The 13,072-nt window shown below is 58.6% G+C and carries 10 protein-coding genes; 9 read left to right on the top strand and 1 reads right to left on the bottom strand.

All coding sequences use genetic code 11. The features are described 5' to 3' along the window. The first annotated feature begins 27 nt into the window (after positions 1 to 27). The 7 genes from I9188_RS10405 (at position 28) to ileS (ending at position 9,922) form a co-directional block, all read left to right on the top strand. Positions 28 to 1,443, top strand: a complete 1,416-nt coding sequence (locus tag I9188_RS10405) for a YcjX family protein (RefSeq protein ID WP_209505462.1) — start codon at positions 28 to 30, stop codon at positions 1,441 to 1,443. Next, positions 1,440 to 1,895 carry a GNAT family N-acetyltransferase gene (locus I9188_RS10400; protein WP_209505463.1) on the top strand — a complete coding sequence of 152 codons (456 nt, stop codon included), beginning with the start codon at positions 1,440 to 1,442 and terminating at the stop codon, positions 1,893 to 1,895. Before I9188_RS10405 ends, I9188_RS10400 begins: the two co-directional genes overlap by 4 nt. Next, positions 1,888 to 2,877: a TIGR01620 family protein gene (locus I9188_RS10395; RefSeq protein WP_209505465.1), complete on the top strand. Its 990-nt coding sequence runs from the start codon at positions 1,888 to 1,890 to the stop codon at positions 2,875 to 2,877. Before I9188_RS10400 ends, I9188_RS10395 begins: the two co-directional genes overlap by 8 nt. 62 nt (positions 2,878 to 2,939) lie before the next feature. Continuing rightward, positions 2,940 to 3,650 (top strand): VIT1/CCC1 transporter family protein, encoded by a 711-nt coding sequence (locus I9188_RS10390; protein ID WP_209505467.1) that lies wholly within the window; start codon positions 2,940 to 2,942, stop codon positions 3,648 to 3,650. A gap of 76 nt (positions 3,651 to 3,726) precedes the next feature. After that, a complete protein-coding gene (locus tag I9188_RS10385; RefSeq protein ID WP_209505469.1) occupies positions 3,727 to 4,059 on the top strand; it encodes a DUF2269 family protein in 333 nt (110 codons plus the stop codon). 80 nt (positions 4,060 to 4,139) lie between these two features. Then, complete coding sequence (locus I9188_RS10380) at positions 4,140 to 6,845, top strand: DUF2339 domain-containing protein (RefSeq protein ID WP_209505471.1); 2,706 nt, start codon at positions 4,140 to 4,142, stop codon at positions 6,843 to 6,845. A 164-nt stretch (positions 6,846 to 7,009) separates the two neighbouring features. Then, the gene (gene ileS / locus I9188_RS10375) at positions 7,010 to 9,922 is read left to right on the top strand and encodes an isoleucine--tRNA ligase (RefSeq protein ID WP_209505473.1); all 2,913 of its coding nucleotides are present in this window, start codon (positions 7,010 to 7,012) and stop codon (positions 9,920 to 9,922) included. A 45-nt stretch (positions 9,923 to 9,967) separates the two neighbouring features. On the opposite strand, the gene I9188_RS10370 is transcribed toward ileS, so the two are convergent. Further along, positions 9,968 to 11,938 carry a hypothetical protein gene (locus I9188_RS10370; RefSeq protein WP_209505475.1) on the bottom strand — a complete coding sequence of 657 codons (1,971 nt, stop codon included), beginning with the start codon at positions 11,936 to 11,938 and terminating at the stop codon, positions 9,968 to 9,970. Positions 11,939 to 12,072: 134 nt separating this feature from the next. On the opposite strand from I9188_RS10370, the gene I9188_RS10365 reads away from it, so the two are divergent. Beyond that, positions 12,073 to 12,528, top strand: a complete 456-nt coding sequence (locus I9188_RS10365; RefSeq protein WP_209505477.1) for a methylated-DNA--[protein]-cysteine S-methyltransferase — start codon at positions 12,073 to 12,075, stop codon at positions 12,526 to 12,528. Between the two features lie 76 nt (positions 12,529 to 12,604). Continuing rightward, entirely contained in the window at positions 12,605 to 13,072 is a 468-nt protein-coding gene (locus tag I9188_RS10360) for a hypothetical protein (protein ID WP_209505479.1), read from the top strand.

Below are 13,072 nucleotides of genomic sequence, written 5' to 3'. Positions count from 1 at the left end.
GTAAAAGGAAAATTGCGGGGCGGCGGATTGGTCATCTCTTCACTGGCAGACAGTCTTGCACGTGGCGTCGAAAGCATCGGCGACAGCGTGTCCGAGACATTTTTCGAGCCGGTCATCCGTTTGGGTGTCACCGGGCTGGCGCGGTCCGGCAAAACAGTATTCATCACTTCGTTGGTTGCCAATCTGTTGGATCGGGGCCGTATGTCCGGGCTGGTTGCGCAGCAGGAGGGGCGAATCAATGCCGCCTTTCTGCAACCCCAACCGGATGACACCGTGCCCCGGTTCGATTATGAATCGCACCTGTCTGCCCTGACTGGACCGACACCGCACTGGCCAGACAGCACGCGCGCTGTGTCTGAATTGCGCTTGTCCTTCAAAGCCCGCCCCGCCGGGCTGCTTGCCGGGTTGCAGGGGCCGCGCACGATCCATCTGGATATCGTCGATTATCCCGGAGAATGGCTGCTGGATCTGGCCTTGCTGGACAAATCTTACGCAGACTGGTCTCAGGAAACACTGGCACTGATTAAGACCCGCGCAGAGGCAACCGCATATCTGGCGCTGGTCCAAGATACAGACCCGTCGGCAGGGCACGATGAACTTGCCGCACAAGCTCTGGCCGCGTCGTTCACCGCCTATCTCAACGCAGCGCGCGATGCCGGGTTTTATGACTGTACTCCGGGACGGTTCCTGTTGCCGGGCGATCTGGCGGGGTCTCCGGTTCTGACCTTTGCACCGTTGGCAATCACGGGCCCGTCGAGGCGCAGGACCCTTCAGCGCGAGATGGAACGGCGGTTCGAAGCCTATAAATCTCAGGTCGTCAAACCATTCTTTCGGGATCACTTCTCGCGGATTGACCGGCAGGTGGTTCTGGTTGACGCGCTGGGCGCAATTCACAAGGGTCCTCAGGCGGTTGAAGATATGCGCCGCGCGATGGCGGATATTCTGTCGGCTTTTCGTCCGGGCCGGAACGCATGGCTGAGCCAGCTTTTGCTGGGTAAAAAAGTCGAACGCATCCTGTTTGCTGCGACAAAAGCGGACCACCTGCACCACACGCAGCATCCCCGCCTGACCGCAATTATCGAGGCTTTGACACGCGAGGCGCGCGATCGTGCGAGTTTCGCCGGAGCCCGGACTGCGGCCCTGTCTCTGGCCTCGTTACGTGCAACAACCGAAGAGATACGCAGCCACGACGGAACCGATCTGCCATGCGTGCGTGGCACTTTGTTAGGCAGCGGCAAACAGGCCGCTTTTTATCCCGGAGAATTGCCCGAGGATCCGGCGCATCTGTTGGGTCCGGCGCGAAAAGGGGCGGAGAGTTGGTTGAACGAAGACTATGGGTTCATGGCCTTTGCCCCGGCAAAACTAACCTTGAAACCTGGTGACGGCCCCCCGCATATTCGACTGGATCGTGCGGCGCAGTTCCTGATCGGAGACAGATTGTGATCGCGACACTGCGCCCCGCACGCACCACGGATGCCGGTACAATCGGTATGATCTTGCACGGCTTCGCTTTGGAAAACGACTGGATGCCCAAATTGCACAGCTGTGCTGAAACCATCGCCTTTTGCGGCCGGATGATTGATCAGGACTGGGTCACTGTGGCCGAGGCCGAGACAGGCGTGGTCGGGTTTCTGGCGCTGAATGGGGGTGAAATCCATTCACTTTATCTGGATGCGCAAGCTCGGGGGCAGGGGATCGGTCAGCAATTGCTGGATCACGCGAAATCATGCCAGCGGCGGCTGGGCTTGTACGCGTTTCAGAATAATTCCCGTGCCTGTCGGTTCTATGAGCGAAACGGCTTTGCCGAAGTGGCACGCAGCGATGGGGCGGAAAACGACGAAAAGCTACCGGACATTAGGTTTGTCTGGCACAGAAAGGATGCGACAAATGGCTAAAGGTCCGGTTCTGATCGATCTTGACGATGATGAACCCGCTGCTGATGTCGCGCAGGCTGTACCGGTGCCGGATATTGTGCCGCCTCAGGGACAGGCGATGCAAAGCGCGGCCCGGCTGGCGGCCCGCAAACCTTCGGCTCTTGCGCGCTGGTTCTGGGGGCTTGCGCTTTCGGTGATCGGGGCCGCCATATCGGTGGCCGCCTGGGATTTTGCAACCTCTCTGGTGGCGCGGACGCCTGTATTGGGTTGGATCGTTGCCGGACTGTTGGCTGCATTGGTTCTGGTGGTTGTGATCATCGCGCTGCGCGAACTCGCGGCTTTGGGGCGGTTGTCCCGTGTTGATGGGATGCGCCGTGCAGCGGATATTGCATTGGCTGATGAAGACCTGGCTCAGGCGCGTGCTGTCACACATCGCATCATTGCATTCTACAAAGGGCGCGAGGATACCCGATGGGGTCGCGAGCGATTGTCCGAACGGATGGGGGAACAGTTCGATGCCGAGGCGCTTTTGAACCTTGCCGAGGATGAATTGCTGGCCCCGCTCGACGCCGCCGCCAGCCGTGAGGTTGAGGCCGCCGCACGGCAGGTTGCCACCGTGACCGCCCTGGTCCCTCTGGCACTGGCGGATGTTGTAACGGCACTGGCTGCGTCCCTGCGAATGATCCGTCGCATTGCGGAAATCTACGGGGGGCGGGCTGGCACGTTGGGAAGCTGGCGTCTGACCCGTGCCGTCTTTGTGCATCTGGTCGCAACAGGCGCGGTGGCCGTTGGTGACGATCTGCTGGAACCTGTTCTGGGCGGATCTGTTCTCAGCAAATTGTCCCGACGGTTCGGAGAAGGTCTGGTTAACGGTGCACTCAGCGCCCGAGTGGGTGTGGCCGCGATGGAGGTCTGCCGCCCCTTACCGTTCTCTAAGCGCCACAAACCTTCCACACGAGGCATCATTAAACGGGCCTTGCAGGGTCTGTTCTCCAAGGGTTGATCCAGAGCAAAGCGTCGGACCACACCCTTCTGCACTCTACCTTTGAAAAATAGGAGCAAACCATGACGGATCACGGTCACAGTCCGCAGGAAATTGCCGACCGGATCAACGCTCCGCCTGGGCGCGGTGTGTTACGCGACGTTGTGTATGGCGGCATTGATGGTTCCGTCACCACGTTTGCCATTGTTGCCGGTGTCGCGGGGGCGGGTCTTTCCCCGTTTGTTATCGTGGCACTTGGTTTGGCAAACGTTCTGGCGGACGGGTTTTCAATGGCTGCCGGGAATTACTCGGGCACCAAGGCCGAACTGGACAACATACGGCGCATTCGGGCGATCGAGGAACGCCACATCGCACTCTACCCCGACGGCGAGCGCGAGGAGGTCCGTGAAATTCTGTCACAAAAAGGGTTGTCAGGGGAAATTCTGAACGAGGCTACCACCGCGATCACATCGAGCCACGAACATTGGGTCAACCTGATGATCGAGGGTGAATATGGGCTGGGCAGTGTCGACCCGCATCCAATGAAAGCCGCGTTGGCCACGTTTTTCGCGTTCCTTGTGGCCGGGATGATCCCGCTGTTGCCGTTTTTGGCATCGGTGGAGAACGCTTTTGAGATGTCGGTCTGGATGACGATGGGGGTCTTCTTTGCGATTGGTGCGTTCAAAAGCCGGTGGTCGTTGGCGCCCTGGTGGCGGTCAGGTATCGAAACGCTGTTGATCGGTGGTCTGGCGGCACTGATCGCGTATCTCGTCGGGTCTCTGTTCCATCCATAAATGTCGCAGCTCGGTGGTCGCGACTGGTCAAACCTACCCGGATAGGTAGAGTAGTGCAAAACGGGTGCAAAGGCCGATGGCAGATCACGAGCTTTCTGGAAAGAGCGTATTGGTTCTGGGTGCTTATGGGTTCATTGGCGCCGCCGTCACGCGGGCGTTGTCAGCCGCAGGTGCCAGAGTTCAGGGCATGGGGCGCAATCTTGAGCAAGGGGCAAAGGTCCTGCCTGGGGTTTGGATCCAAATCCGGTTGCGGGACCACGCGCGAACGGTGGCAGAGCAGGGAACGCAACTGCCACCGGAGTATCACCACTTGTTTCGGTTCTGGTTCGCTTGCGGGGTTCCGGCGTTTCTGGCGGTTTTGACTATCCTTTGGCTGATGATCGCCCGTCCGGCGATTTCTGTACTTTAGGCTTTCTCATGGCTTTCCTGACTGTTGCTGACCGACAGCACAAGATAGCTTAGCCGAAATTACGGATCGGAGAGACTCGGTTGGAAACGCTGCTTGTTCTTATTGGCCTGGTAGTTTTGGCCATCCCGGTGACATTGATTGCACTTCTGGTCGGACATTCACGATTGCGTCGCCGGGTCGAACAACTGGAAGCGCAGATCAATGCGTTGGTGTCGGGCGATGCGGCGTCGCTGCAACCGGTACAGGATGCACCTGCACCGCAACCTGCGGCAGAGGAACAGATTCACAGCCCGGGGCCGTGGGCCGCGCCAAAGCGACAGGAAGACGAAAGTGCCGAAGATTTAAACACCGAGGCCGCTACGCCTGCAATTGTATTTCGCCATGACAGGTTTGCCGCGCTGGGCGCGTGGCTGCGTGAGAACTGGTTTTACGCGGTCTCAGCACTGTCGCTCGCATTGGCCGGTATTTTCCTCGTGCAATATGGTGTTGAGAGCGGATTGTTACCTCCGGCGGCCCGCGTTTTCGCCGCGCTTGGCTTCGGCTCGGTTTTGATTATCGGGGGTGAGGTTCTGCGCCGCAGGTTCGGGGATGACGAAGCGGTGGCCACTGCCTATTTGCCATCGGTCTTTTCCGGGGCCGGCCTTGTTACCTTGTTCGGCGCCATCCTGTCTGCGCGGCAGCTTTATGGCCTGATCGGGGCCGAGACGGCCTTGGCAGCAATGGTTGTCATTGCGCTTGTTGGGCTTGTTCTGGGGTGGTTCCACGGCCCGCTGCTGGCTGCGGTTGGACTGATCGGAGCTTTTGCAGCTCCCTTTCTGGTTGGAGGCGCATCTGACGATCCATCGTGGCTCTATGCCTATTTTCTTTTGGTTGCCGTTTTGGGGCTGGGTATCGACACGGTGCGGCGCTGGGCGTGGATTTCGGTTCTGACGTTGGTCGGGGTATATGCGGCAAACCTGCTTTTGGTCAGTGGCGCTCCGAATACGGAACCGGGATATCTGGTCGCGACAACAGTGATTGCACTTCTGGCGACGGCCATTCCGGTGCGGCGCGTTTGGCCCGATCATGCAGGGCGCATGATGTCTCAGGTGATCCGCAATCCCAGAACCCGCCCGTGGCCCGAGTTTCCAACTCGGCTCGCCGCCGGAGCGATTGCGGCCAGTGCCGCGATCCTGTCCTGGCATTGGGCAGACTCAGCGGCTGAATTCTGGTTGGGTGTCTGCCTGCTGTCCGTCCTGCTTCTGGCACTGCTTTTGTGGGCCAAGGATGCGCCTGCGTTACAGGATCTGACCGTCCTGCCTGCGACGGGCCTTGTGTTTTTTGTTGCCTCTCACGGCCTGGAATACGGCGCAGTTCTGCGCAGTTTCACCGACACCTATGCCGAGACACCCGAGGCCGACTTTCCGATGGCAGCCACCGCGCTGGTTGCTTTGGGCGCGCTCATGTCGATTTTGATGGCATGGCGGTCATTCAGGGCAAACCAGTATAGTGCAATCTGGGCCGGGGGCGCTGTAATTCTTGCACCAGCGCTGGCTATCGCTTTGGAATTGGGCTGGCGTCCTGCCACGGTTATCGGTGCGTACGCCTGGGCCCTGCACGCGATTGTCCTGGCAATTCTGATGGTGGTTCTGGCCGGGCGTTTTGGTCGCGCCGATGGCGACGACCGGATGCGGGCTGCTCTGGCCACGTTGTCCGCGTTGTCTTGTCTGGTCTTTGCTTGCGTCATCGTGCTCAGCTCGGCCGCGCTGACGATTGCGCTGGTGGCCAGCATCGTCGCAGCAGCAGCCTTGGATCGCAGGTTCACCTTGCCGCAGATGAGTTGGTTTATCTGGGCCGGTGTCTTTACCGTCACGGTGCGCTTGGTGCTTGACCCGGGTCTGGACTGGGCCAATGCGGCCCCGGTGCCCGAAATGGCGATGGTCTATGGTGCGGCCACGTTGGGTTTCGTGGCTGGCTGGTGGCTGTTGCGTCCCTTGCAGCGGCCGGTTGCAGCGCTGTTGCTGGAAAGCGCGGCATGGGCGACGGGCGGCATTCTGCTGTCCCTGTTGCTACTTCGGTGGCTTGAAGGTTTCGGTGAAGGCGGGGCCGACAACAGCCATTGGGGTCTGGGCCTGCTGGCGGTCATCTGGCTGCTGCTGGCCTTCGCTCAGGTTCAGAGGTTTGGGCTGGGTGGCAAGCTGAATTATGCGCGGTACGTGTTGGCGGCGTTCTTTGCCGGTCATGGCGTGTTCCGACTGACCCTGGCTTTGACCGACCAAAACCCGCTTCTGAACCCCAACGCCGACCCGGTGCTTGGCCCACCGGTTCTGAACACCCTTGTCCTTGCCTATCTGGTGCCTGCACTGACCATCGGATTCTCGGCATGGCGGATCATGGACATGCCAAAGCAGATCAGGCTGGCAAGCTATGCCATTGCGGGTGCGTTGGTTGCCGTGTGGTTCGGGTTGACCATCCGCCATTTCTGGCAGGGCGCAGCAGGCATGTTTGAAGGCAACGGCGTCACGCAGCCCGAGCTTTATACATATACCCTTGTTCTGCTGCTGGTCGGGGCGGCGCTGTTCTACCAATCTCTGGCACGTGGTTCGGATGCGATGCGCAAGGCGGGGCTGGTGGTGATAGGGCTGGCTGTGGCCAAGGTCTTTCTGATCGATATTGCCGGTCTGGGCGGGCTGATCCGCGTGTTCTCACTGCTGGCGCTGGGGCTTGGGCTGGCCGGTCTGGCATGGTTGAATCGCTGGGCCAAGCTGCGCCATTCGCCGCATGGGCCGGAACCTCTGGACCATTGAAGGCAGGCGTCTTATAAGCGCGGCCATGTATGACCGGACGGCCATCATTATTCGAATTATATCCCCGGCGCTCTGACCCTCTGAGACGCCGGGCAAAGGTGTTTGAGAATTCGCACCGACCGCTTCGATCCTAGTACGACCAGATCATCCAAAGGACGCTCAAAATGTGCGCCGACACGACCCAAACACCTGACTATAAAGACACGCTGAACCTGCCCAAAACCGATTTTCCCATGCGCGCGGGCCTGCCTGCACGCGAACCCGCATGGCTGGAGCGGTGGGAGACCATCGGTGTCTATGACCGCCTGCGCGAGAAAACGGGGCGCAAACCCTTTACTCTGCACGACGGTCCCCCCTATGCGAATGGCCACCTGCATATAGGCCACGCACTGAACAAGACGATCAAGGACATGATCGTGCGTTCCCATCAGATGATGGGCTTTGACGCGCGTTACGTGCCCGGTTGGGACTGCCACGGCCTGCCGATCGAATGGAAGATCGAAGAACAGTACCGCAAGAAGGGCAAGAACAAGGACGAGGTGAACATCGTCGACTTCCGTCAGGAATGCCGCAAGTTCGCCGAAGGCTGGATCGACATCCAGCGGGAAGAGTTCAAGCGTCTGGGTATCACCGGCAACTGGCCTGATCCCTACATCACCATGGACTTCCATGCCGAGGCCGTGATTGCCGACGAGTTCATGAAATTCCTGATGAACGGCACGCTGTATCAGGGCTCGAAACCCGTGATGTGGTCGCCCATCGAGAAGACAGCGCTGGCCGAGGCCGAGGTCGAGTATCACGACAAGGAAAGCTTTACCATCTGGGTGAAGTTCAAGGTCGTGAACGCGGGTGATCTGGATGACGCTTTTGTGGTGATCTGGACCACGACTCCCTGGACTATGCCGTCGAACAAAGCGATCGTGTATGGCAAAGACATCTCTTACGGCCTGTACGAAGTCACTGGCGCGCCTGAGGAATGCTGGGCCAATGTGGGTGACAGGTTCCTGCTGGCTGACAATTTGGCCGCAGATGTGCTGGGTCGTGCCCGTTTGAACGATGATCAGTGGACCCGTGTACGTGATGTCGCCACCGATGAACTTGAAGGTGTTCAACTGACCCACCCACTGGCCGGTGCCGAAGGTGGCAATGGCGAATGGGACGATATCCGCGACTTCCGCGCGGCTGACTTCGTGACCGATACCGAAGGCACCGGTTTCGTTCATTGTGCGCCGTCACACGGTATGGAAGAATTCGAACTCTACCGCGATCTGGGTATGTTGGAGCAGGTCATCACCTATAACGTGATGGATGACGGTAGCTTCCGCGCTGATCTACCGTTCTTTGGCGGCAAATACATCCTGTCCCGCAAGGGTGGCGAGGGTGACGCGAACAAGGCCGTCATCGACAAGCTGGCCGAAGTTGGCGGGCTGCTGGCGCGCGGCAAGATCAAGCACAGCTATCCGCATTCGTGGCGCTCGAAAGCGCCGATCATCTATCGCAACACGCCGCAGTGGTTCGCATCCGTTGACCGCCAGCTGGATGACGGCATGGGTGAGATGGGGGACACCATCCGCGAACGTGCGCTGCGCTCGATCGACGAGTTGGTGAAGTGGACGCCGCAGACCGGTCGCAATCGCCTCTATTCGATGATCGAAGCGCGCCCGGACTGGGTTCTCTCGCGCCAGCGTGCCTGGGGCGTGCCGCTGACCTGTTTCACCAAGAAAGGTGCCTTGCCAACCGACGCGGATTACCTGCTGCGCAACGCCGAGCTCAACGCGCGCATCAAAGCGGCGTTCGAGAAAGACGGCGCGGATATCTGGTACACCGACGGGTTCAAAGAGAAGATCTTAGACGGCATCGCCAACCCGGACGATTACGAACAGGTCTTTGATGTTCTGGATGTGTGGTTCGATTCTGGTTCGACCCACGCGTTCGTTCTGCGCGATCGCGAGGACGGGACCGAGGATGGTATCGCCGATGTCTATATGGAAGGCACCGACCAGCACCGCGGCTGGTTCCACTCGTCGATGCTGCAGGCTTGCGGCACCAAGGGCCGCGCGCCATATCGGAACGTCGTCACCCATGGTTTCACGCTGGATGCCAAGGGCAACAAGATGTCCAAGTCGCTGGGTAACACGATTGTGCCGGAAGAGGTCGTCAAACAATATGGTGCCGATATCCTGCGTCTGTGGGTGGCACAGACCGACTATACCGCCGACCAGCGGATCGGGCCGGAGATCCTGAAAGGCACCGCCGACAGCTATCGCCGTCTGCGCAACACCATGCGGTTTATGCTGGGCTCGCTGGCGGATTTCACCGAGGCCGATCGCGTCGCGCCCGAAGATATGCCGCGTCTGGAACGCTGGGTGCTCAGTCGGCTGGCGGAATTGGATGAGCAGGTGCGCAAGGGCTATGCGTCTTTTGATTTCCAGGGCGTATTCAGTGCGGTCTTTACCTTTGCCACGGTTGATCTGTCGTCCTTCTATTTCGACGTTCGCAAGGATGCTCTTTATTGTGACGGCGACACGCCGCGCCGTCGTGCTGCGCGGACGGTGTTGGATATCCTGTTCCATCGCCTGACCACGTGGCTGGCACCGGTTCTGGTTTTCACCATGGAAGAGGTCTGGTTGGAGCGCTTCTCGGGCGATGATAGCTCGGTCCATTTGGTCGACTTCCCGGACACACCTGCCGATTGGCGCGATGCCGAGCTTGAGGCCAACATGGCAAAGGTGCGCCGAGTGCGCCGGGCCGTAACTGCCGCGCTGGAAATCCAGCGCCAGGACAAGGTGATCGGCTCAAGCCTCGAAGCGGCCCCGATCGTGCATGTCGATGATGGCGATACCCGCGATCTGCTGGCCACGTTCGACGTGGACGACATGTGCATCACCTCGGGCCTGACCGTGACCGGCGACCCGGCCCCTGCCGAGGCGTTCCGTGTGCCCGAAATCGAAGGCGTGGCCGTCGTGTTCGAAAAAGCAGAAGGCGAGAAATGTCAGCGTTGCTGGAAAATCCTGCCTGACGTGAACCGTCACACCCACACCGGAGTTTGCCGACGCTGCGATGAGGCTTTGGGGTAAACTAATACGCCCCCTTGGGTACATTCGAGGGGGCGTTTTGCCGGATTATGTCTGTTTTTTCTGAGGTGTCGGGCTGAACAGGTCAAAGCCTATGGCAGGATCCTTCAGGACCTTCCAAACTTGATAATCCGTGAAATATCCGGTGTGACCACCGGGCTCGACCGGAATGTTGCGGTTTGCGGATATCAGCCCGCCTTCGATCTCGGTCCCTACAAAGTCATCCTGCCTGAAGATGTTGAACCATGCGGCGTTCAGGTTTTTGGGAACGACTGTGAACATCTCGGGAAAATAGCGCTGATAGATATGGGTCACAGGACAGCCCATCGTAATCAGCGTCACGTTGCGCCCATTGATAAGCTTTTGCACGCGTGGATCAGCCAGCATCTGCGTGGCAATCACCGTGCCCTGCGAGTGTGAAATCACAGTGATGTGGTCCGCGGCAAAGATATCCACCACGTAATGCAGTGCACGATAAAACCGTTCATCTATCGCCTTGCGATCGGGATAATTGCGCAGCCTCGTTTTCAGGTCTGCTTTCAGTAAACACTTGTCGCGAATGGCATAGGTGACGATGTCTCTTGCCACGCCCAGCCCTGCTGCGACGAAATCGGAAAAGCGGTACATCAATGCTGTTGCGCCCAGGACGATCAGGCCGATCTCGCCCTGTAAACTTGCCAGCTTGTTCAAAACCCGGCCAATCAGGTTGCAATTATCCGTTCCGATCTGGCACAGGGGATCGACGTGCTGGCTCGTCGCGATCTCTCGGATAGTGACCATCGCCAGTACGATTGCACCGAACAAAAAGACCCATTGCGCAAAACGATTGAGGATGGCGCGACTGATCAGCCCGTCGCGGATATGCAGGTTTGCCTTCAACCTTCTGCGACCGGCAAAAAGGCCAACGCCGACAAATGCAAGAAGGACAATTGCCGCAAAGGCAACACTGAGTGTTTCGATGGAGTCACTGAGGAAATTGTCAAACAGACCGGTCAGTTTTCCATCCGACAGCCCCGGAACCGTGTTGAGCATTTCCCGCAGCATTAGCCACAACCCGGATATAAAGAACATCCAGAACACCAGCATGCCTGCACAAATGCTGGGGTACAGCCGCCTGTGTTCTTTCAGATTGTCTGACTGAACCTTTTCATCAAGCCTGGTCGCAGAAAGCACGTACAAAATGATTGTCATGAAGATCAGCGAAGCCCAGAAGAAAGCCAGCAGGTAAACCTGAAAAGCTACAAACTGCTCCAGCGCCGAAGGGCAAGCTGGGCTATCCGGCAAGGGTGTGCAGGCTCGGATTTCCAGACCAAGCGGACCTATGATCAGGCAGATCAGCAGCAAGAACCCCATCCCGAAAATGCCGCGCCAGAATACGCGTCTCAGATAAGTCGGGGCTGTAAAACTGCGCCTTAGTCCGTATGCGGCCCCTGCGGCGTAAAGGGTGAACAAGAGCCAGAACAGCAGGATCGTGCTTTGAAAGAAAATCCCGGGAACGCGATCAACCATCACCGCGACCGCTCCGATCAGTAGATAGGCATTCAGAGTCGCGACTGCGCCGAAGAAAACCCAGGTAAAAAGGTGAACCAACCGGGCGGCCAAAGTGTTCCTGCCGTTGGCTTGGTCCGCGGCCACATCCGCGCGGCTATGCGTTTGTTCGGCATTGTCCATGGCCAGATAACCCAGCGCGAGAACAACCCAGATCAGGTCCAATGCTGTCTTAATGGCTCCTTTCGGGGCAGGCGAGCGGTCGGCCCAGAAAACCTCGGCAAACATGGCCTCGTCCTGCGGTGCTGACGGTTTCGTCACCTTGCGCAGGTTGACCGGGAATAGTTTTGCGCTTCGGCGCGTGCCGTCGAAGGTTGTTTCGGCCAGCTCGATCATCCCGCGCTGAACCTCAATCGGTGGTTCGGGATTGCCATCCAGCCAGGTTGTCGCGGCCCCGACCACCTGATCGACGGTCTCACCGGGTATTTGTTCGCCAATTCCGTGAACCGTCAGGATCAAATGACGACCCATCTCATGCTCCAAATCTCTTTTTGACAATGCGGCCAAACTAACATGATTGCCGCATTTCGCAAAATCCGCGCGTCGCGCAGACCCCCGTGGCTTCCCCACTTGAACTTGGAGGATTGATCTGAAACCGTCAGCCCATGGCGATGATTGCAGTTGATACTCAGTTCGGAAGACTTGGGATCGAGGAAACGGATGGCGCCCTCACGCGGTTGGTCTGGGACGGTCAGGACGACGGCGAGCCGACCGCTCTGCTGCGCGAGGCGGCGGCGCAGTTGGCGGCCTATGACGCTGGGCGGCTTGCCCGTTTCGATCTGCCCTACCGCATTCATGGATCGCAGTTTCAAAGACAGGTCTGTGATCTTATGTATGCCATTCCCTTGGGTGAAACGCGCACCTACGGGGATATCGCCAAGGCGTTGGGGCAACCGGCGCAGCCGGTCGGTCAGGCCTGCGGGGCAAACCCGATCCCCGTTATTATTCCCTGCCACCGGGTGCTTGCCGCCAATGGGCTGGGCGGGTTTTCCGGGTGCGGCGGGATCGAGACAAAGGTTGCACTGCTAAGGCATGAACGGGCGGCGGGTCTTTTGATCTGAGCCTCGAAATTCGGTTGCAATCCGGTTCTGGGAAGCACAACTTATATCCGTTGTTGAATTTGAAGGATCGCATTGAATGAGCACCGAAAAAGATCGCGCAGCCAAAAAGAAGGCCATTATCGACCGGTTGATGTCGCTTGAGGCAGAGGAGCTTGCAACGGCGCAGGCCCATTACGATGCATTTCTGAAGGATGCCCAACTGGATGACCGGGAAGGCCACGACAAGGATGACATAGCCGCATCGCGCGAAAATGCCGATCTGGCGGCTGCGTTTGACGCGCCTGTTCATGCGCATCATGCTAAGATCGATGTGATCGAAAATACCGATTTTGGTCTGACAGATACAGTCAGGCCGGGATCGGTGATCAGGTTCAACAACCGCAGCTTTGTCGTCTGCGTTTCGACGACCCGGTTCGAGGTGGGTGGAGATACATATATGGGGATCTCGACACAAAGCCCGATCTACCTGGCCATGGCTGGTCTGCGCGCGGGTGACGTCTTTACCCATAACGGTACTGAATTTGAGGTTCAGGACGTTCTTTGA

Origin of the sequence: Ruegeria sp. HKCCSA071, from assembly GCF_017872555.1 — a bacterium.
Taxonomy (GTDB): Bacteria; Pseudomonadota; Alphaproteobacteria; order Rhodobacterales; family Rhodobacteraceae; genus Ruegeria.
The sequence above is the reverse complement of the archived record's forward strand: the minus strand, read 5'-3'. Positions and strand labels throughout refer to the sequence as shown.

Coding starts and splice junctions, on each gene's coding strand:
- I9188_RS10365 (WP_209505477.1), top strand. CDS start 12,073: ATGGCGATGATTGCAGTTGATACTCAGTTCGGAAGACTTGGGATCGAG.
- I9188_RS10395 (WP_209505465.1), top strand. CDS start 1,888: ATGGCTAAAGGTCCGGTTCTGATCGATCTTGACGATGATGAACCCGCT.
- I9188_RS10385 (WP_209505469.1), top strand. CDS start 3,727: ATGGCAGATCACGAGCTTTCTGGAAAGAGCGTATTGGTTCTGGGTGCT.
- I9188_RS10360 (WP_209505479.1), top strand. CDS start 12,605: ATGAGCACCGAAAAAGATCGCGCAGCCAAAAAGAAGGCCATTATCGAC.
- I9188_RS10370 (WP_209505475.1), bottom strand. CDS start 11,938: ATGGGTCGTCATTTGATCCTGACGGTTCACGGAATTGGCGAACAAATA.
- I9188_RS10390 (WP_209505467.1), top strand. CDS start 2,940: ATGACGGATCACGGTCACAGTCCGCAGGAAATTGCCGACCGGATCAAC.
- ileS (WP_209505473.1), top strand. CDS start 7,010: ATGTGCGCCGACACGACCCAAACACCTGACTATAAAGACACGCTGAAC.